The organism is Pseudomonas sp. NFACC13-1 (genome assembly GCF_900104425.1).
In the GTDB taxonomy this organism is placed as follows: domain Bacteria; phylum Pseudomonadota; class Gammaproteobacteria; order Pseudomonadales; family Pseudomonadaceae; genus Aquipseudomonas; species Aquipseudomonas fluorescens_AA.
The window spans coordinates 1-19,283 of the sequence record NZ_FMXV01000029.1; the positions used below are offsets into that span (position 1 = coordinate 1).

At 61.9% G+C, this 19,283-nt stretch carries 17 protein-coding genes and 1 pseudogene; 7 read left to right on the plus strand and 11 right to left on the minus strand.

All coding sequences use genetic code 11. From position 1 onward, the window contains the following. The 7 genes and pseudogenes from BLQ55_RS26080 to tkt form a co-directional block, all read right to left on the minus strand. Positions 1 to 184: pseudogene (locus BLQ55_RS26080) on the minus strand (IS256 family transposase); the annotation flags it as partial. A 148-nt stretch (positions 185 to 332) separates the two neighbouring features. Continuing rightward, positions 333 to 1,397, minus strand: coding sequence for a class II fructose-bisphosphate aldolase (gene fba, locus BLQ55_RS26085; protein WP_072346296.1), 1,065 nt, complete (start codon positions 1,395 to 1,397; stop codon positions 333 to 335). A gap of 258 nt (positions 1,398 to 1,655) precedes the next feature. Beyond that, positions 1,656 to 1,991 (minus strand): MliC family protein, encoded by a 336-nt coding sequence (locus tag BLQ55_RS26090; protein ID WP_092204911.1) that lies wholly within the window; start codon positions 1,989 to 1,991, stop codon positions 1,656 to 1,658. Positions 1,992 to 2,047: 56 nt separating this feature from the next. After that, positions 2,048 to 2,272, minus strand: a complete 225-nt coding sequence (locus BLQ55_RS26095) for a hypothetical protein (protein WP_092204912.1) — start codon at positions 2,270 to 2,272, stop codon at positions 2,048 to 2,050. A 31-nt stretch (positions 2,273 to 2,303) separates the two neighbouring features. Further along, entirely contained in the window at positions 2,304 to 3,467 is a 1,164-nt protein-coding gene (locus BLQ55_RS26100) for a phosphoglycerate kinase (protein ID WP_092258179.1), read from the minus strand. A 24-nt stretch (positions 3,468 to 3,491) separates the two neighbouring features. Further along, positions 3,492 to 4,547, minus strand: coding sequence for an erythrose-4-phosphate dehydrogenase (gene epd, locus BLQ55_RS26105; RefSeq protein WP_092258182.1), 1,056 nt, complete (start codon positions 4,545 to 4,547; stop codon positions 3,492 to 3,494). Between the two features lie 151 nt (positions 4,548 to 4,698). Next, positions 4,699 to 6,696: a transketolase gene (gene tkt, locus BLQ55_RS26110; protein WP_092204915.1), complete on the minus strand. Its 1,998-nt coding sequence runs from the start codon at positions 6,694 to 6,696 to the stop codon at positions 4,699 to 4,701. Positions 6,697 to 7,019: 323 nt separating this feature from the next. Between tkt and BLQ55_RS26115 the strand changes: the two genes are divergently transcribed. Beyond that, entirely contained in the window at positions 7,020 to 8,015 is a 996-nt protein-coding gene (locus BLQ55_RS26115; protein ID WP_092204916.1) for an ArsR/SmtB family transcription factor, read from the plus strand. Positions 8,016 to 8,034: 19 nt separating this feature from the next. Further along, a complete protein-coding gene (metK, locus tag BLQ55_RS26120; protein WP_092204917.1) occupies positions 8,035 to 9,225 on the plus strand; it encodes a methionine adenosyltransferase in 1,191 nt (396 codons plus the stop codon). Positions 9,226 to 9,365: 140 nt separating this feature from the next. Here the strand turns inward: metK and BLQ55_RS26125 are convergent, their stop codons facing one another. Further along, positions 9,366 to 9,986 (minus strand): LysE family translocator, encoded by a 621-nt coding sequence (locus BLQ55_RS26125; protein WP_092258186.1) that lies wholly within the window; start codon positions 9,984 to 9,986, stop codon positions 9,366 to 9,368. A gap of 206 nt (positions 9,987 to 10,192) precedes the next feature. On the opposite strand from BLQ55_RS26125, the gene ligB reads away from it, so the two are divergent. Together ligB and BLQ55_RS26135 are read left to right on the plus strand one after the other, a co-directional pair. Further along, the gene (ligB, locus tag BLQ55_RS26130) at positions 10,193 to 11,866 is read left to right on the plus strand and encodes an NAD-dependent DNA ligase LigB (protein WP_092258189.1); all 1,674 of its coding nucleotides are present in this window, start codon (positions 10,193 to 10,195) and stop codon (positions 11,864 to 11,866) included. A 91-nt stretch (positions 11,867 to 11,957) separates the two neighbouring features. Then, complete coding sequence (locus tag BLQ55_RS26135) at positions 11,958 to 12,353, plus strand: DUF1090 domain-containing protein (RefSeq protein WP_092204920.1); 396 nt, start codon at positions 11,958 to 11,960, stop codon at positions 12,351 to 12,353. A 94-nt stretch (positions 12,354 to 12,447) separates the two neighbouring features. Here BLQ55_RS26135 and BLQ55_RS26140 read toward each other — a convergent pair whose 3' ends face one another. Beyond that, positions 12,448 to 12,897 carry a c-type cytochrome gene (locus BLQ55_RS26140; RefSeq protein WP_060740241.1) on the minus strand — a complete coding sequence of 150 codons (450 nt, stop codon included), beginning with the start codon at positions 12,895 to 12,897 and terminating at the stop codon, positions 12,448 to 12,450. A gap of 125 nt (positions 12,898 to 13,022) precedes the next feature. Here BLQ55_RS26140 and BLQ55_RS26145 point away from each other — a divergent pair, with 125 nt between their 5' ends. Beyond that, positions 13,023 to 14,210, plus strand: a complete 1,188-nt coding sequence (locus BLQ55_RS26145; RefSeq protein WP_092258192.1) for a murein transglycosylase A — start codon at positions 13,023 to 13,025, stop codon at positions 14,208 to 14,210. Positions 14,211 to 14,364: 154 nt separating this feature from the next. Here the strand turns inward: BLQ55_RS26145 and BLQ55_RS26150 are convergent, their stop codons facing one another. Both BLQ55_RS26150 and BLQ55_RS26155 read right to left on the minus strand, forming a co-directional pair. Then, positions 14,365 to 14,748 carry an MAPEG family protein gene (locus BLQ55_RS26150; protein WP_060740239.1) on the minus strand — a complete coding sequence of 128 codons (384 nt, stop codon included), beginning with the start codon at positions 14,746 to 14,748 and terminating at the stop codon, positions 14,365 to 14,367. A 38-nt stretch (positions 14,749 to 14,786) separates the two neighbouring features. After that, on the minus strand, positions 14,787 to 15,620 hold the full coding sequence (locus tag BLQ55_RS26155; RefSeq protein WP_092204922.1) for an EamA family transporter: 834 nt from the start codon (positions 15,618 to 15,620) through the stop codon (positions 14,787 to 14,789). Between the two features lie 303 nt (positions 15,621 to 15,923). Between BLQ55_RS26155 and BLQ55_RS26160 the strand changes: the two genes are divergently transcribed. Both BLQ55_RS26160 and BLQ55_RS26165 read left to right on the plus strand, forming a co-directional pair. Then, a complete protein-coding gene (locus BLQ55_RS26160) occupies positions 15,924 to 17,084 on the plus strand; it encodes an MFS transporter (protein ID WP_092258196.1) in 1,161 nt (386 codons plus the stop codon). A gap of 247 nt (positions 17,085 to 17,331) precedes the next feature. Next, positions 17,332 to 19,275, plus strand: coding sequence for a patatin-like phospholipase family protein (locus tag BLQ55_RS26165; protein ID WP_092258199.1), 1,944 nt, complete (start codon positions 17,332 to 17,334; stop codon positions 19,273 to 19,275). Positions 19,276 to 19,283 lie beyond the last annotated feature (8 nt).

Below are 19,283 nucleotides of genomic sequence, written 5' to 3' on the forward strand. Positions count from 1 at the left end.
CGCCCGGGGGATAGCCCAAGTGATGGCCGAGTTCAGCGGTCAAGGCTCGTTCAATCAGGGCCTTCTTGAACGCTGCCGAGGCGTCCTCGATGGCTTCCGCTGTCATCAGCCCCTCACCAAACTGCTCAAGCAGCTCTTTGGGGATTTTGGGCAGGTCACGCAGGGGTTTCTTTTTGGTTGGCATACATGCACCTCTGACTCATGTTATGCCCGAACACAAAATTTCTGACACTCCCTAAGCCGCCGTTACCCAAGAAACGGATATACACACAAACCCCACCCATAAAAAAACCCGCATCACTGCGGGTTTTCTCACACCACTGAAGGAAGCCTCAGTTGACCTTAGCGTTCAACTCACCCTTCAAATACCGCTGATACATCGCTTCCAACGAGATCGGCTTAATTTTGGAAGCATTACCCGCCGTCCCAAACGCCTCATACCGCGCAATGCACACATCACGCATGGCCGTCACAGTAGCGCCGAAGAACTTACGCGGATCAAACTCACTCGGATTGGTCGCCATCAAACGACGCATGGCACCAGTGGACGCCAGGCGCAGGTCGGTGTCGATGTTGACCTTGCGCACGCCGTACTTGATGCCTTCGACGATTTCCTCAACCGGCACGCCGTAGGTTTCCTTGATGTCGCCACCGTACTGGTTGATGATCGCCAGCCATTCCTGCGGAACCGAGGACGAACCGTGCATCACCAGGTGGGTGTTGGGGATGCGCTTGTGGATTTCCTTGATGCGGTCGATGGCCAGCACGTCGCCGGTAGGTGGCTTGGTGAACTTGTAGGCGCCGTGGCTGGTGCCGATGGCGATGGCCAGGGCATCGACCTGGGTTTTCTTGACGAAGTCCGCCGCTTCTTCCGGGTCGGTCAGCATCTGGCTGTGGTCCAGCATGCCTTCGGCGCCGATGCCGTCTTCTTCACCGGCCATGCCGGTTTCCAGCGAACCCAGGCAACCCAGTTCGCCTTCCACGGAAACGCCGCAGGCGTGGGCCATGGCCACGGTCTGCTGGGTAACGCGGACGTTGTATTCGTAGTCGGTCGGGGTCTTGCCGTCTTCGCCCAGGGAACCGTCCATCATCACCGAGCTGAAGCCCAGTTGGATGGAGCGCTGGCAGACGTCCGGGCTGGTGCCGTGGTCCTGGTGCATGCACACCGGGATGTGCGGGAATTCTTCGATCGCCGCCAGGATCAGGTGACGCAGGAACGGCGCGCCGGCATATTTGCGGGCACCGGCCGAAGCCTGGACGATCACCGGAGAGTCAGTCTTGTCAGCGGCTTCCATGATGGCGCGCATCTGCTCAAGGTTGTTGACGTTAAAGGCTGGAACGCCGTAGCCGAACTCGGCTGCGTGGTCCAGCATCTGACGCATGCTGATAAGTGCCATTGTGTGTCTCTCCCGGTCGAGGGTCGTTAATCGTGCCAGCCTGCCGGAGCGGCGGCGGCTATTCAAGTCATTGCGGATCGGGGGTTGGCCCCGGCCTGCGTGTTCGGTATCGCTAAACCCAAATACTGACGCGATCCCTGTGGGAGCGAGCTTGCTCGCGATGAGGGCGGTACATTCAACATCACTGTTGCCTGATACACCGCTATCGCGAGCAAGCTCGCTCCCACATCTAGATCTCTGTGGATCCGTTCAATCGTATTACTGCGCCTTGCAGCCACGCCCAATCAAGTCATTGGTGGCGACCCAATACACCAGGCCTTCTTCACCCTTGACGTGAAAAGCCAGCATGTCGTCGCTGTACAGCGAACCTTCAGCACCCGGCTCAAGCTTGAGGCGATAAACCTTATCGGCGCCGCCCAGGCGTACATCGACTTCCTCGCGGGCGGCATCGGTGTAGCGCCAGAGCACTTTGGCCTCGCTGTCACAGGTCCAGCTCGTCCAGCCCTCTGCCACGGGCTCGGACGACTGCAAAAAACCCAGTTGCGAACAACCGGCCAGCAATGCCAACGCCATAACGGCGATCAAGCCTTTCATCCATGTTCCTCGACGGACAGCACACGCCGCCCGCCATGAGTTAAGAGTCAGACCCGTCAAGGACAACCATGTTCCTTGGCCGGGGTTTGCGTCTCGTATTTGTCCAGGCCGTCCGGTCCGGAACGCTTGTTCAGCACCGGATTCGTCTCAGCCTGCCAGTCGGCCTGGTAACAGCCTTCTTCGGGCGTCGGCGTGCCAGTTTGGGAGGCCGGAGCCTGCGGGCTGCTCGAGCAAGCCACCAGCATCGTTGCCGCCAGCAACAACGTGAACGTCTTGACCATCAGAACACTCCTTTGCCTGGTCAACGCAGCCTCAGGCCTTGGCCCGGCTTTCCAGGACTTCCACGGCCGGCAGCACCTTGCCTTCGACGAATTCGAGGAACGCGCCACCACCGGTGGAAATGTAGGAGATCTGGTCGGCCACGCCATATTTGTCGATGGCCGCCAGGGTGTCGCCGCCGCCAGCGATAGAGAACGCGGAGCTTTCGGCGATAGCCTGGGCCAGCACCTTGGTGCCGTTGCCGAACTGGTCGAACTCGAACACACCGACCGGGCCGTTCCACAGGATCGTCTGGGAGGATTTCAGCAATTGGGCGAAGTTGGCTGCGGTTTGCGGGCCGATGTCGAGGATCATGTCGTCGTCGGCCACGTCGGCCACCAGCTTGACGGTGGCCGTCGCGCTTTCAGCGAATTCCTTGGCCACGACCACGTCCACCGGCAACGGTACGCTGACCTTGGCGGCGATTTCCCGGGCGGTGTCCAGCAGGTCCGGCTCGTACAGGGATTTGCCGACCGGGTGACCAGCGGCGGCGAGGAACGTGTTGGCGATGCCGCCACCGACGATCAACTGGTTGCACACCTGACTCAGGCTATTGAGCACGTCCAGCTTGGTGGAGACTTTGGAGCCGGCCACAATGGCGGCCATCGGCTGGGCCGGCGAGCCCAGGGCCTTGCCCAGTGCGTCCAGCTCGGCCGCCAGCAACGGGCCTGCGGCGGCGACTTTGGCGAATTTCGCCACGCCATGGGTCGAACCCTCGGCGCGGTGAGCGGTGCCGAAGGCGTCCATCACGAATACGTCGCACAGGGCGGCGTATTGCTGGGCCAATTCATCGGCGTTCTTTTTCTCGCCCTTGTTGAAGCGCACGTTTTCGAACAGCACGACATCACCGGCCTTCACATCCACGCCGCCCAGGTAGTCAGCGACCAACGGCACGTCGCGGCCCAGGGCACGGCTCAAGTAATCGGCTACCGGCTTGAGGCTGTTTTCCGCAGAGAACTCGCCTTCGGTCGGACGGCCCAGGTGGGAGCAGACCATCACGGCCGCGCCTTTTTCCAAGGCCAGCTTGATGGTCGGCAGCGAAGCCAGGATACGCGCGTCGCTGGTGACAACACCGTCCTTGATGGGGACGTTGAGGTCTTCGCGGATCAGTACGCGCTTACCTTGCAGATCGAGGTCGGACATCTTCAACACGGTCATGGGTCGCAATTCCTGGGTAACTGTTTAGAGAGCAGGTTTTTTCGAAGCGGTTTGCAGGTAATGCTCGGCAACGTCCAGCATTCGGTTGGCAAACCCCCATTCGTTGTCGAACCAGGCCAGGATGTTCACAAGCCGCGGCCCGGAAACACGGGTCTGGCTGGCATCGACAATGGCCGAATGGGGGTCATGGTTAAAATCACAACTGGCGTGAGGCAACTCGGTGTAAGCCAGGAGGCCTTTGAGCGGGCCGCTGGTGGCGGCTTCGCGCAGGATCCGGTTGACCTCGGTGGCGTCGGTATCGCTCACGGTCTGCATCGTGATGTCGAGGCAGGACACGTTGACCGTCGGCACCCGCACGGCTTTGGCCTGAATTCGCCCGGCAAGTTCCGGTAGCAGGCGTTCGATGCCGCGCGCCAGACCAGTGGACACCGGAATCACCGATTGAAACGCCGAACGGGTGCGGCGCAAGTCCTCATGATGGTAGGCGTCGATCACCGGCTGGTCGTTCATTGCCGAGTGGATCGTAGTGATCGACACGTATTCCAGACCAATGGCCTGGTCCAGCAGGCGCAACAGCGGCACGCCGCAGTTGGTGGTGCAGGACGCGTTGGACACCAGCAACTCTTCGCCGGTCAGGCAATCCTGGTTCACACCGTAGACGATGGTGGCGTCGACATCCGCTTCGCTGGCCATCGGCTGGGAGAACAGCACCCGCGGCGCGCCAGCCGCAAGAAAACGCTGGCCATCTTCGCGGGTGTGGTAGGCACCGGAACACTCGAGCACCAGATCGACACCCAGGGACGCCCAATCGATGCCTTCGGGGGTGGCACTGCGCAGCACTTTCACGCAGTCGCCATTGATAAGCAGACAATCGCCCTCGACCCGCACTTCGCCGGGAAACCGGCCGTGGGTGGAGTCAAAGCGTGTCAGGTATTCGATGCTGGCCATGTCGGCCAGATCGTTGATGGCCACAATCTCGAACCCGGCCTTGGCTCCTCGCTCGAACAATGCACGCAAGACGCAACGACCTATCCGGCCGTAGCCGTTGAGTGCAACTTTGTAGGGACGCGGTTGGGGCATGGGGCTCTCGATTACCGTGGTGAATCCTGCAGTTCAGTATTGCCTGAGCCTGCGCTATCGCGAGCAAGCTCGCTCCCACAGGATCGGTGGAGAACCTTGTGGGAGCGAGCTTGCTCGCGATGGCGTCAACCCGGACGATGCAACGTTCGGATCAGTCTTCCAGCAGCTCTTCAGCCTGCCCCAGGATGTTTTCCAGGGTGAAGCCGAACTCCTCGAACAGCGCCGGCGCAGGCGCCGATTCGCCGTAGGTGGTCATGCCGATCACGCGGCCTTCCAGGCCCACGTACTTGTACCAGTAATCGGCATGGGCAGCCTCGATGGCGATCCGCGCGCTGACTTGCAGCGGCAACACAGCCTGCTTGTAGCCAGCATCCTGGGCATCGAACACGCTGGTGCACGGCATGGACACGACGCGTACGTTGCGGCCCTGCTCGGTCAGCTTGTCGTAGGCCTGGACGGCCAGGCCGACTTCGGAGCCGGTGGCGATCAGGATCAGTTCTGGCTCGCCGATGCAGTCCTTGAGCACGTAGCCGCCGCGCGTGATATCGCCGATCTGGTCGGCATCGCGGTTCTGGTGCTGCAGGTTCTGACGGGAGAAGATCAGCGCCGATGGGCCGTCGTTACGCTCGAGGGCGTATTTCCAGGCCACCGCCGACTCCACCGCATCGCACGGACGCCAGGTGTCCAGGTTCGGCGTGCAACGCAGGCTCGCCAGTTGCTCGATCGGCTGGTGCGTCGGGCCATCTTCGCCCAGGCCGATGGAGTCGTGGGTGAACACATACAGGATGCGTTTTTTCATCAGCGCCGACATGCGCACGGCGTTGCGGGCGTATTCCATGAACATCAGGAAGGTGGCGCCGTAAGGTACCAGGCCGCCGTGCAGCGCGACGCCGTTCATGATCGCGCTCATGCCGAACTCGCGAACGCCGTAGTACATGTAGTTGCCGCTGGCATCTTCGGCGCTGACGCCCTTGCAGCCTTTCCACAGGGTCAGGTTGGAACCGGCCAGGTCGGCCGAACCGCCCAGCAGTTCCGGCAGCAATGGGCCGAAGGCGTTCAGGGTGTTCTGGCTGGCCTTGCGGCTGGCGATGGTTTCGCCCTTGGCGGCGACTTCAGCGATGTACGCCGAGGCTTTTTCGGCGAAGTCGGCCGGCAGCTCGCCGCTGAGGCGACGCACCAGCTCGTTTGCCAGCTCGGGGAACTCGGCGGAATAGGCAGCGAAGCGCTGGTCCCAATCGGCTTCGAGCGCACGGCCCTTTTCCTTGGCATCCCATTCGGCGTAGATGTCGGCCGGGATTTCGAACGGGCCATGGTTCCACTTCAGCGCGGCACGGGTCAGGGCGATTTCCTCGGCCCCCAGTGGCGCGCCGTGGCAGTCTTCCTTGCCTTGCTTGTTCGGCGAGCCGAAACCGATGGTGGTCTTGCAGCAGATCAGGGTCGGCTGGGCGCTTTTGCGAGCGGTCTCGATGGCGGTCTTGATCTCTTCCGGATCGTGACCGTCGACGTTGCGGATCACCAGCCAGTTGTAGGCTTCGAAGCGCTTGGGGGTGTCATCGGTGAACCAACCTTCGACTTCGCCATCGATGGAGATGCCGTTGTCGTCGTAGAACGCGATCAGCTTGTCCAGGCCCAGGGTGCCGGCCAGGGAGGCGACTTCATGGGAAATGCCTTCCATCATGCAGCCATCGCCCAGGAACACGTAGGTGTGGTGGTCGACGACGTTATGACCTGGGCGGTTGAACTGCGCCGCCAGGACTTTCTCGGCGAGGGCAAAGCCCACCGCGTTGGCGAGGCCCTGGCCCAGCGGGCCGGTGGTGGTTTCCACGCCTGGGGTGTAGCCGTATTCCGGGTGGCCCGGGGTGCGGCTGTGCAACTGACGGAAGTTCTTCAGGTCATCGATCGACAGGTCATAGCCGGTCAGGTGCAGCAGCGAGTAGATCAACATCGAACCGTGGCCGTTGGACAGCACGAAGCGGTCACGGTCGGCGAACGAGGGGTTGCTCGGGCTGTGCTTGAGGTAGTCGCGCCAAAGCACCTCGGCGATATCCGCCATACCCATGGGGGCACCGGGATGGCCGCTGTTGGCTTTCTGCACGGCATCCATGCTGAGGGCACGAATGGCATTGGCACGCTCACGACGGCTGGGCATCGCTGTTCTCCTGCGGGTATTGAATCGAGAATGAATAAAACGAAACTGAAAAAGGCGAGCATTTTCCCTCACCCACCCGCCCCGGGGCAATGACAGATAGTCATCCTTGAGCGTTTTTCCGGTGGATAAAGTCGCATTCGCCGGGTGAAACCTTTCCGCTGATGATCTGTAGAGTCAAGCACGGATCGGGAAGTGCCATTTATCAACCAATATCAAAACTTTTTGATATTGAACTTGCGAGGATCCAAACCCCTCACTAGACTGCCCTCAACCAGACCGCCCTCACTGGGACGGACCGCCCCACCAATGAAGACTGCGCCACCATGAACCTGCCCGCGCCCTCCATTCGCCAAGACGACTGCGATGAGCTGGCGGCCCTTTGCAAGGCCGGCGGCGATCCGTTGCGGCTCAATGTATTGCGCGCCCTGGCCAACGATTCGTTCGGCGTGCTGGAACTGGCGCAGATCTTCGGCATCGGCCAGTCCGGCATGAGTCACCACCTCAAGGTCCTGGCCCAGGCCGACCTGGTGGCGACCCGCCGGGAAGGCAACGCCATTTTCTATCGCCGCGCCCTGCCCCACACCGACCTGCTGGGCGGCAAACTGCACGCGGCCCTGCTGGACGAAGTGGACGCACTGAGCCTGCCGACCGACGTACAGGCTCGCATCGCCCAGGTTCACGGACAACGGGCGGCCGCCAGCCAGGACTTCTTCGCACGGGTCGCCGAGAAGTTTCGCGCCCAGCAAGACCTGATCGCCGGCTTGCCGCAATACCGTGAAAGCGTGGTGGCGCTGCTCGACAAATTGAGCTTCGAGCCTGCGGCCACGGCGATCGAAGTCGGCCCCGGCGATGGCGCCTTTCTGCCGGAGCTGGCGCGGCGCTTCAGCCAGGTGACGGCACTGGACAACAGCCCGGCCATGCTCGAGCTGGCGCGCCAGGTCTGTGAGCGCGAGGCCCTGGCTAACGTGCGCCTGCAACTGGCCGATGCACTGGACGGCATGAGCCTGCAGGCCGACTGCGTGGTATTGAACATGGTGCTGCATCATTTCGCCGCGCCGGCCGATGCACTCAAGCACATGGCTCGCCTGCTGCAACCGGGCGGCAGCCTGCTGGTGACCGAGCTATGCAGCCACAACCAGAGCTGGGCCAGGGAAGCCTGTGGCGACCTCTGGCTCGGCTTTGAACAGGACGACCTGGCCCGCTGGGCCACCGCAGCGGGCCTCGTGCCCGGGGAAAGCCTCTATGTAGGCTTACGTAATGGTTTCCAGATCCAGGTTCGCCACTTTCAGCGACCCACTGGCGACACTCACCAACGGTAACTTGTAGGAAAACATCGAGATGAGCGAATACTCCCTTTTCACCTCCGAGTCCGTGTCTGAAGGGCATCCGGACAAAATCGCCGACCAGATTTCTGATGCGGTGCTGGACGCCATCATTGCTGAAGACAAGTTCGCCCGGGTGGCGTGCGAGACTCTGGTGAAAACGGGCGTGGCGATCATCGCTGGCGAAGTCACCACGTCGGCCTGGGTCGACCTGGAACAGATCGTTCGCGACGTCATCCTGGGCATCGGCTACAACAGCTCCGACGTCGGCTTCGACGGCGCGACCTGCGGCGTGATGAACATCATCGGCAAGCAGTCCCCGGACATCAACCAGGGCGTTGACCGGGCCAAGCCTGAAGACCAGGGCGCAGGCGACCAGGGCCTGATGTTCGGCTACGCCAGCAACGAGACCGACGTGCTGATGCCGGCCCCGATCACCTTCTCGCACCAGTTGGTTCAACGCCAGGCCGAGGCCCGTAAATCCGGCCTGCTGCCTTGGCTGCGCCCGGACGCCAAGTCCCAGGTGACCTGCCGTTACGAAGGCGGCAAGGTGGTCGGTATCGACGCCGTCGTCCTGTCGACCCAGCACAACCCTGAGGTGTCCTACAAAGACCTGCGCGAAGGCGTGATGGAATTGATCGTCAAGCACGTGCTGCCTGCCGAGTTGCTGTCCAAGGACACCCAGTTCCACATCAACCCGACCGGCCAGTTCATCATCGGCGGCCCGGTGGGCGACTGCGGCCTGACCGGTCGCAAGATCATCGTCGACAGCTATGGCGGCATGGCCCGTCACGGCGGTGGCGCGTTTTCCGGCAAGGATCCATCGAAGGTTGACCGTTCGGCCGCCTACGCCGGTCGTTATGTCGCCAAGAACATCGTGGCCGCCGGCCTGGCCGAGCGCTGCGAGATCCAGGTGTCCTACGCCATTGGCGTCGCCCAGCCTACGTCGATCTCGCTGAACACCTTCGGCACCGGCAAGATCGGCGATGACAAGATCATCAACCTGGTCCGCGAAGTGTTCGACCTGCGTCCATACGCCATCACCACCATGCTCGACCTGCTGCACCCGATGTACCAGGACACCGCCGCCTACGGTCACTTCGGTCGTACGCCAGAGACCAAGACCGTCGATGGCGATACCTTCACCACGTTCACCTGGGAAAAAACCGACCGCGCGGACTCCCTGCGCGCCGCTGCCGGCCTGTAACACCCGCGAGCAAGGAAAAGCCCCTGGCGACTGGGTCGCCAGGGGCTTTTTTTATTAAAAAATCAAAGTCAGGCACCGCTTCTGTGGCGAGGGGATTTATCCCCTCGCCACAGGGGGACCCAACAGGGACCTCAGAGAGTCTAGGCCCGCCGTGCCACCAGCAAAAACGAAGCCGCACTGGCGAGCAGCCCCGCACACATCCGATTGAACAGGCGCTTGCCACTGGGCCGGGCGAACAGCCGCCGCGCGTAAATGCCCATGTAGCAATACAACCCGATGGCGATGCACTCCAGCGCCAGGAACAAGCCACCCAGCACGGCGAATTGTTGGGTGACGGTACCTGTACGGTCGACGAATTGCGGCAGGAACGCAGTGAACAACAAGATTGCCTTCGGATTGCCAATCGCCACCAGGAACTCCTGGCGCGCCAGGCCGGCCCGGGTCATCGATGCGAGCCCGGCTTCGCTGTCGGCCTCGGGCCGGGCCCGCCACAACTGCACGGCCAGATAGAACAGGTAACCGGCACCGACGAGCTTGATCCCCAGGAACAGCAGCTCCGATGTGTGCAACACCGCGGTGAGGCCCACCGCAGCCAGGGCGATCATGATCGCGAACGCCAGCAACCGACCGATGCCGCCGCTGCACGCCCGGACGAAGCCATAACGCGAGGCGTTGCTGATGGAGAGCAGGTTGTTCGGCCCCGGCGCCATGTTCAGCGCAAAGCAGGCCGGAATGAAAACAGCGAGTGTCGGCAGGTCCATTCGGGCGTTCCAGACAGAGGTGGATCGAAGGCTCATTCTGCACCGGTCATTGGGCGGTTCAAGGGACAGTTGCGTGGCGAAATCCCGCGGGACTGTACCGCCGCGACTTTGCCACCAGGCGCCGCAAAATCCGGTAACGCTCCGCCCCTCGCAACAGCCGGGACGCTGACTAGCCTTCAGATACTCAACCGAGCAAGGATGCTTCGATGCCACCGTTCCTCTATGCCCTCGCCTGTCTCGTATTCATGGCCCTCCCCGCAGTAGCCGCACCCTGTCCCGACTGGGCCGCTGAACGAGCCCGGGCGGAGATCGCCGCGCTGCAACAGCAAATCGACACCTGGGACGACCGTTACCACCGCCTCGGCCAGTCGCTGGTGGCCGATGAGCTTTATGATCAATCCCGCACACAGCTGGGCCAATGGCGCCACTGCTTCAATCTCGCGGCGCCCGACAATCCCCTGCGCCCAGCGGGCGGAAAGGTGCGGCATCCTGTCGTCCATACCGGCCTGGAAAAACTGAAGGATGCCGACGCAGTGGAGGCCTGGCTGCTCGGGCGAGAGGAGGTCTGGGCGCAACCGAAAGTCGATGGCGTGGCGGTCTCCCTGGTTTACCGCAAGGGCCGCCTGCATCAGGCGATCAGCCGCGGCGATGGCGTCCAGGGGCATGACTGGACCGCGAGCGCGCACCAGATCGGCGCCCTCGCGCAGCGACTGCGCCAGCCCGTGGACCTGGTCGTCCAGGGGGAGTTGTACTGGCGCCTGGACGCCCATGTCCAAGCCAGCCGTGGCAGTCTGAACGCCCGCGCAACCGTGGCGGGCTTGATGGCGCGCAACAATTTGACGGCGCAGGAAGCATCCTCCATTGGCCTGTTCGTCTGGGACTGGCCTGACGGGCCCGACACCCTGCCAGAGCGGATGGCCGCGCTGAACGCGCTGGGCTTCGCTGACACCCGCGACTACAACCAGCCTGTCCGGACACTGAAGGATGCCGAGCGGTGGCGCGACCACTGGTACCGCACCCCGCTGCCCTTCGCCAGCGATGGGATCGTCCTGCGCCAGAGCCGCCGCCCACCCGCCGACCGCTGGCAGGCCAGGTCGCCGTTCTGGAGCGTGGCCTGGAAATACCCGTATGCCCAGGCCCTGGCCGAAGTGCGCAAGGTGCGCTTCAAGGTCGGGCGTACCGGGCGTATCACCCCCGTGCTGGAACTTGAACCGACCCTGCTCGACGACCGGCGGATTCGCCGGGTCAGCGTCAGCTCCCTCAAGCGCTGGGAGGAGATGGACATCCGTCCCGGCGATCGGGTCGCCATCAGCCTGGCCGGGCTGACCATTCCACGACTCGACGAGGTGGTGCTGCGCAGCCTCGAGCGCCAGGACGTCAATGCGCCTGTGGCGAGCGATCACCACTTCTTGAGCTGCTGGCAAGCGACGCCCGGCTGTGAAAGCCAATTCCTCGCACGCCTGAACTGGCTCAGCGGCAAGCACGGGCTCGCCCTGCCCCATGTCGGCCCCGGCACCTGGGAAAAACTCCTGGCGGCCGGCAGGCTTCACGGATTATTGGATTGGTTGACCCTCGATGCCGCCGAGCTTGCTAACATTGACGGCTTCGGCGAACGCACCAGCGCGCGCCTGCTCGCCAGCCTCGACAGCGCCCGGCAACGCCCTTTCGGGCAATGGCTCAAGGCCTTGGGCCTGCCCCCCATCGGTGAGGCCCGGCTGGAAGGGCCGTGGCAGGCGCTGGCCGAGCGCAGCACCGAACAATGGCAAGCCGAAGTCGGCATCGGACCGGGACGCGCCGCGCAATTGAGCGCCTTTTTTCGCGAGCCGCAGGTGCTGGCCTTGAGTGACGTATTACGCTCCGCCGGGGTCGACGGTTTTTAATCCGCCCCCCGTGCGGTTGAACCCAAGGGGCGAACATGCGTTCCAACAGCGCATCTGTACCGACCGCTCGCGATTTTTTTACGGAGTTGCTATGAATTTCCTGTCCCCCGTTGCCCTGCTGGTCTTATGCAGCGCCATGGCCGCCCCTTTGTTGGCGGACGAGCAAACCCCGGAACTCACCGGCTGCGCGGCCAAGCGCCAGGGCATCATCAACCAGATCGAACTGGCCAAGTCCCGTGGCAACCAGGACCAGCAGGCAGGCCTGGAGACCGCACTGAGTGAAGTCACCACCCATTGCACCGATGCGTCCTTGCGCAAGGAGCGTGAAAACAAGGTGCTCGATGCCAAGCACGAGGTCAGCCGGCGTCAGGCCGACCTGGAAAAGGCCATGAAGAAAGGCGATGCCGAGCGGATCAACAAACGCAAGGACAAGCTGGCAGCCTCCCGCAAGGAATTGCAGGAAGCGGTGGATGAGTTGGATAAGTGAACATTGAAAAGATCGCAGGCTTCGCCAGCGCCTACAAGGATCCGATCCAATCTGTAGGCGCTGGCTGGCGAGCCCTGCGATCTTTCAAGGCAAGTCAATAATCCCGAAACTCTTTATGACAGGCACTGCACGCATCTTCGACCTTCTGCACTGCCGGCCCCAGGTAACTGGCCCTGTACGGTTGGACTTTGCTGGCGGTCACCAACTCACCGGTGGCCGCTTCAAGGTTGCGAGCCAGCTCCTGGAAGCGCGCCTGTTTTTGCCAGACGTCATCCCGGGCGCTGGTGTGGTCTTGCTCGCGTACTTGCGGGAAGTGCTTCCACGGCTCATGGGACAATTGGTCCAGCTGCGCCGCGCCCTCGGCGAAACGTGCGCCATCGAACGGGACTCGGCCGCGCAGCATGCCGCCCAGCTCTTCATTGGTCTTGAGCATCTGCTTGAAAATCGTCTTGCGCTGGCCCAGGGGCGAATTGGGATCGACGCCGCCACAGGCGGACAACATCAGGCAGGCCAGCACGGCCATGGAAAATCGTTTTACAAACATCTTGGCCTCGGGGCAGGAAACGGCGGTTAGTATCCTCGGGTCATCGGTAAAGACCAATGGCCCTATCAACAATACGGGTTGTTCGAGCGCCTGACAGCGTCCGAATGGCTGCAAAGGAAATCTTCATGAACAGCCGCATCAAGCCCTGGCACAAAGGCCTGGCATTGACCCTACCGCTGATGGCACTGTTGGCCGGTTGCAACCGCGGCGAAAAGGTCGAAGAACCGCAGACCCACGCCCTCGCCACCTATGTCAGCGCCCCCTGGGAGGCGCTGCCGGCGGTATCCGATGCAGACCTGCTGGCCGGTTTCGGTTCCTGGCGCAGCGCGTGCACCCGGCTCAAGGCCGATGCGACCTGGGGCCCGACCTGCGCGGCAGCGGCCAATGCGCCGCAAACCCCACAGGATGTACGCAACTTCCTGAAACAGAACCTGGACGTCTATGGCCTGCGCTCGGGGGACAACAGCCCCAACGGCCTGATTACCGGCTATTACGAGCCGGTCTACCCCGGCAGCCTCACCCAGACCACCACGGCGAATATCCCGGTCTACGGTGTACCGGAGGACATGATCATCGTGTCGCTGGACAGCATCTACCCTGAGCTCAAGGGTAAACGCTTGCGCGGCCGCCTCGAAGGCCGGGTGCTCAAGCCGTACGACGACGCGGCCACCATCGAGACCAACGGCGCGAAGGCGCCGGTCATTGCCTGGCTGACCGATCCCATGAACCTGCAATTCCTGCAAATACAGGGTTCGGGACGCATTCAATTGGCTGACGGCCGCCAACTGCGCATCGGCTATGCTGACCAGAACGGCCATCCTTACCGTCCCATCGGACGCTGGCTGGTCGAACAAGGCGAACTCAAGAAAGAAGACGTGACCATGGGCACCATCAGTGCCTGGGCCAAGGCCAACCCGAACCGCATTCCCGAATTGCTCGCCAGCAACCCCAGCTACGTGTTCTTCAACCGCAACCCCGATAGCAACGAAGGCCCGCGAGGTTCGCTGAATGTACCTCTGACCGCCGGCTACAGCGTGGCGGTGGACCGCAAGGTGATTCCGCTGGGCAGCCTGTTGTGGTTATCCACCACTCGTCCCGATGGCAGCGCCTTGAACCGCCCCGTCGCCGCCCAGGACACTGGCGGTGCGATTACCGGCGAAGTGCGGGCGGACCTGTTCTGGGGCACGGGTGAAGCGGCGGGCCAACTGGCCGGGGACATGAAACAGCAGGGACAGATCTGGATGCTCTGGCCCAAGGGCATGGCGTTGCCGCAAGTGCCTCAGGTGGCGAATGCAGTGGCCGCCAACCCTTGAGAAATGGATTGAGGGTACAGGCCCTATCGCGAGCAAGCTCGCTCCCACAGTAGATCGCCAGTGGACACATATCTTGTGTGCGGCTAGATCCAATGTGGGAGCGAGCTTGCTCGCGATAGGGCCAGTACAGACGCCGACGATTCGGCCGCCAGGCTCAAATCGAAACGAAGAAGAAACTCGCCACCAACCCTACCCCCACGAACCACACCAGCGAACGCAGAATCGCCCAGTCTGCCAGATAGCAAATGATGTAGAGCAGGCGGCTGGTGATGAACAGCACCGCCAGCACGTTGATGGTGACCAGTTCGGCGTTGCCGGCCAGGTGCGCGACGATCACAGCGGCGGCGAAAAACGGGCTGATTTCAAAGCTGTTCAGTTGCGCCGCGTAGGCACGCCGGGGCGCGCCTTCGAGTGAATCGAGAAAGTCCCGGGGATCGTGATTATCCTGCAACCGGTATTTCCCACCGGCCTTGGCGATCCCTATACACAGGTAAGGCAGGAGAAAAGCAATCAACACACACCACAGGGCAACCGTCATACCGCACTTCCTTTTTGAGTTTTATAGAGAATCGAGCGTCAGGCTTTCATCACCAGCATGCCAATCAGCACCAGCCCGCAGGCTAAGAGCCGCGGCCGGCCAAAAGGTTCTTTCAGGTAGCGCATGCCGAACAGCACCACCAGGATCACGCTGATCTCCCGCAGTGCCGCCGCTTCGGCGATTGAGCCCAGTTGCATGGCCCATAGCACCAGAGCGTAGCTGAACAATACGCAGAATCCGACCGCCAACCCCAGCCGCCACTGTTCGTGCCAGAACCCCATGAACGCCGGCCGTTTGCTCACCAACGCCAGCAAGGGGAAGGGCCAGGCGCTGAGCAGCGTGACCCAGACCAGGTAATCCAGCGGATGGGACCAACGTCGCAGGGCATGGCCATCGATAAAGGTGTAGCAACCGATGCACAGGCCGATCAGCGCCACCACTGGCAGCATCGACCAGGGCAGCCGGTCGCCGCCACCGCCCTGCCACAACAGGCAAAGCATGCCGAACGGGATCAGCAAAATGCCGATGACCTGCTGGGTCGTCAGCGCTTCGCCAGCGAAAATAAACGTCAGGGCCAGCACCACCAGCGGCGACAGGCCACGCATCAGTGGATAGACCAACCCCAGGTCACCGACCCGATAAGCCTGGATCAGCAAATAGCGGTACAGCAGCTCGAACGCCGCCGAGGCCAGGATCCACGGCCAGATCTCCAACGGCGGCAATGCCACGAAACCCAGGGTCAACGCGACGAACAGCAGGGCGACGCTGTCCATGCACGCCACCACCAGCAAACGCTCGCCACTGAATTTGATCAGCGTATTCCACGCCGCATGCAACAACGCCGCTACCAACACCAAGGCCGTCGCAAGCACGGCACGCTCCTTGTCTTGTCCCTCCTCCCGTAGGCGCTGCCGAAGGCTGCGATCTTTTGATCTTTCACGCCAGACTCAATTGTCAGTGGAAAGATCGCAGCCTCGTTGCACTCGACAGTTCCTACGATCAGCGGGGCTCATGAATTGATTCGCGATCGTTTATACTTCAAGCCGACCACGCCGCACTCAGTTGCGCATACCCCTAATTCCAATAATCTCGCGGTTGTCCCGTTCACTCGAATAGGGGCGCCGGCATGCGTATGCCTGATCAGAGCGTCAAGACTACAGACAGAGACCCTGCGCATGCCACTCGCCTTGCTTGCTTTGGCCGTTGCCGCTTTTGGCATCGGCACGACTGAATTCGTCATCATGGGGCTGTTGCCCGATGTCGCCCGGGACCTGGCCGTGAGCATTCCCCAGGCCGGACTGCTGATCACCGGCTACGCCCTGGGCGTGGTGTTCGGCGCACCGGTCCTGGCGATCGGTACCGCCAACATGCCGCGCAAGGCCACGCTGCTGGGCATGACCCTGATGTTCATTCTCGGCAATGCGCTCTGCGCCCTGGCGCCGAACTACACCACGCTGATGGCCGCCCGGGTCGTTACTGCGCTATGCCACGGAGCATTCTTTGGCATTGGTTCGGTGGTGGCGGCCGGGCTGGTGGCGCCGAACAAACGGGCCCAGGCGATTGCCATGATGTTCACCGGCCTGACCCTGGCCAACGTGCTGGGCGTCCCGTTGGGCACGGCCCTGGGTCAATACGCCGGCTGGCGCTCGACCTTCTGGGCGGTCTCGATCATCGGCGTGATCGCGGCCATTGCCCAATGGGTCTGGCTGCCCAGGGAAATCCCCATGGACAAGGCCAACCTGGCCAGTGAGTTCAAGGTCCTGGGCAAGGTCAACGTGTTGCTCGCCCTGGGCATGAGCGTACTGGCCTCTACCAGTCTGTTCAGCGTGTTCACCTACATCGCGCCGATCCTGCAGGACATCACCGGCGTCAGCCCCCACGGCATCACCGTCATGCTGCTGTTGTTCGGCGTCGGCCTGACGGCCGGCAGCTTCCTCGGTGGACGCCTGGCGGACCGGCGCCTGCTGCCTGCGCTGGTGGGCATGGCCCTGGCCGTGGTGCTGGTGTTGGCCGCGTTCAGCCAGACCAGCCGGTCGGTGATCCCGGCGGCAATCACCCTGGTGCTGTGGGGCATCTTCGCCTTCGCCCTGTGCCCGATCCTGCAATTGCTGATCATCGACCAGGCCCACGAAGCACCGAACCTCGGCTCCACACTCAACCAGAGCGCATTCAACCTGGGCAACGCCGCCGGGGCCTGGATGGGTGGGTTGGTGGTGGCCAGTGGTGCCGACCTGGCGGATCTCCCCTGGACCGGAGCAGCGGTCGGCGGCCTCACGGTATTGACCGCCCTGTTCTTTATCCATCGACAACGACGCTTGGTGGCAGTCGCTGTTTGAGGGCCTGGGAAATATGCCCTGCCGGTGAGCGAATGGGCGACGCCTTCAGTAAGATTTAGCCCCCCAGCCGTGCGAGCCGTTTTACCAGCCCTCCAGAAGCCTTGTTCCAGAGCGCTTCGCAATGACATCCGCCGGGGACTGCTTGCAGCCGGCGGATGTTTGTCCAATTGAGTCGCAACGAAATTAGCCTTCAGATCTTGCTTACAGTTCGGCCCCCTTCCCTCCCGGGCACACGGAACGAACCAGAATGCTAGCAATCTCGCAATACACCCCCTCCCTTCACACGTTTGAAAACGCAGGCCAGCTCGCAAGGCAAGCCATCCCTGAACGCCCCCGACAATTGGCATGCGGCGCGACAGACCGGTCGATTACCCTCGTTCGACATGAAGACGGTAGTGCTCAAGTCAGTATCGATCGGCCTCCCATCACAGAACTGGTCCTGAGCGGCGGTGGCGCCAAGGGGGTGGCGTATTCCGGCTTCGTCGATACGCTCGAAGCCAACGGCATCATGGACAATATCAGAACGATTTCAGGCTCCTCTGCGGGAGCCATATCGGCAGCGCTGCTCGCCAGCGGTATGAATCATGCCGGCTTCGACAGGATTTCTGACGATATCCCTCTTATTTCCTTGCTCGACAGCACCAACGCTACTGTTCAAAAAATCCAGAACGGATTGTCGAAGCTGGGCGAGAAACTGGAAAAAATCCCGCTGGCGCAACTGTTGTGCGATTTGCTGCCACGCCTGGGTTCCAAAGGAATGCCACTGGAGAAGCTGATCAGGGAGGAGGCTTGCACGTCGCTGTTACAACGTTGCAAGGAACACCCGGAGCCTCTTTCCGAAGACGCGCAACAAGCCGTTGCCAATGTGGAAAGGAACCAATACGTCACTTTTGCCGACCTGGCCGTCCTGAGCAAAGAGGTCCCGCAAATCAAATCCGTGGAAATCACCGGCACCGCCATGTTCGAGGAAGGCACGCAATTGGTGGTCTTCAGCGCGGACCTGACCCCCGATATGGACATTGCCGTGGCCGCGCATATCTCCGCGTCACTGCCGGTGGTGTTCAGCCAGCCGACCCTGCAAGGACAGCCGTTCCAACCGATGGGCGCCACCACGGCATTTGCCGATGGCGGCATCCTGAACAACACACCGGTACCGGCCATCTACAACCCGGCCACCTCCATGAGCCCGATCCCGGACGGCGAGCCTTTGATTCTGGTATTCGAAGCTCAAGAGTCGGCCCAGGAAAACCCGCGAGGCACCGGCATCTCGGCCCTGATCGATCGGGTTCTCAAGGCTCCCCACACAGCCAGCGCTGCATGGCATGCCGAACAACTGAAGCAATTTGCCGACAAGACCGTCGTCGTGCCGCTGATAACCGATAAAGGCAATTATTCTGGCCTGGTGAGTGGAACGATCAACTTCAGCATGTCCAAGGAGACCAAGAACCATCTCCAGGAAGAACTGCGCAAGGCTGTTCAAACCCACGTGGACGAACGCAACGCCACGCAGCAGACCTTTTCGTTTGCCTCGGTCGAAGATGCCCTGTTGGCGTTGAGCGACAAGGACTTCGAACCGCTGAGCGCAGAACTGGAAGGCGATGATGCCTGCGCCGAGGTAGTCGCCTTCAGGCGCCATGCGCTGCTGGCGTTGACGCAATTGAAGGAAGCGATCCAGGCGGCCAACGAAACGGCCTCCAAGCTTGAACCCACTTCACAAATGCACACGGCCATCTGGGTCCTCGACCAGCTTGCGGACCAGCCCGGCAAGCTGGATTGGCTGGCAAAACGTCTCAACCACAGCAATGACCCGGACTTCATGCAATTCCTGCAGGCCGCTGCCGAGTGGGACAGCGGCGCGACCAGCGCCATTTCCGAGGTGACCCGTCACGCCGTCGAGCAAATGCACCTGCACGACGTTGCCACGCGCATCCATAACGTCGTGCAAAACGTACTGAATCCCGCGCGCTTTATCGGTGGCCAGCCCGATGCAAACATCAAGCTGATAAAAGGGGCCATCCGGGACCTGCAGGACGTGCAAGATCCAAAGAGCTCCAAAAACTCACTGGAGCAGAAGATCGCGTTCAACAATTCCCTCGAACGGGTCATCGCCAACTACAGGTCGCGCTACACGGGGATGCTCGATCCGGAGTCGACAACCCGCAAGACACTGCGCAACATGCAATTCAAATAACCGCCGCT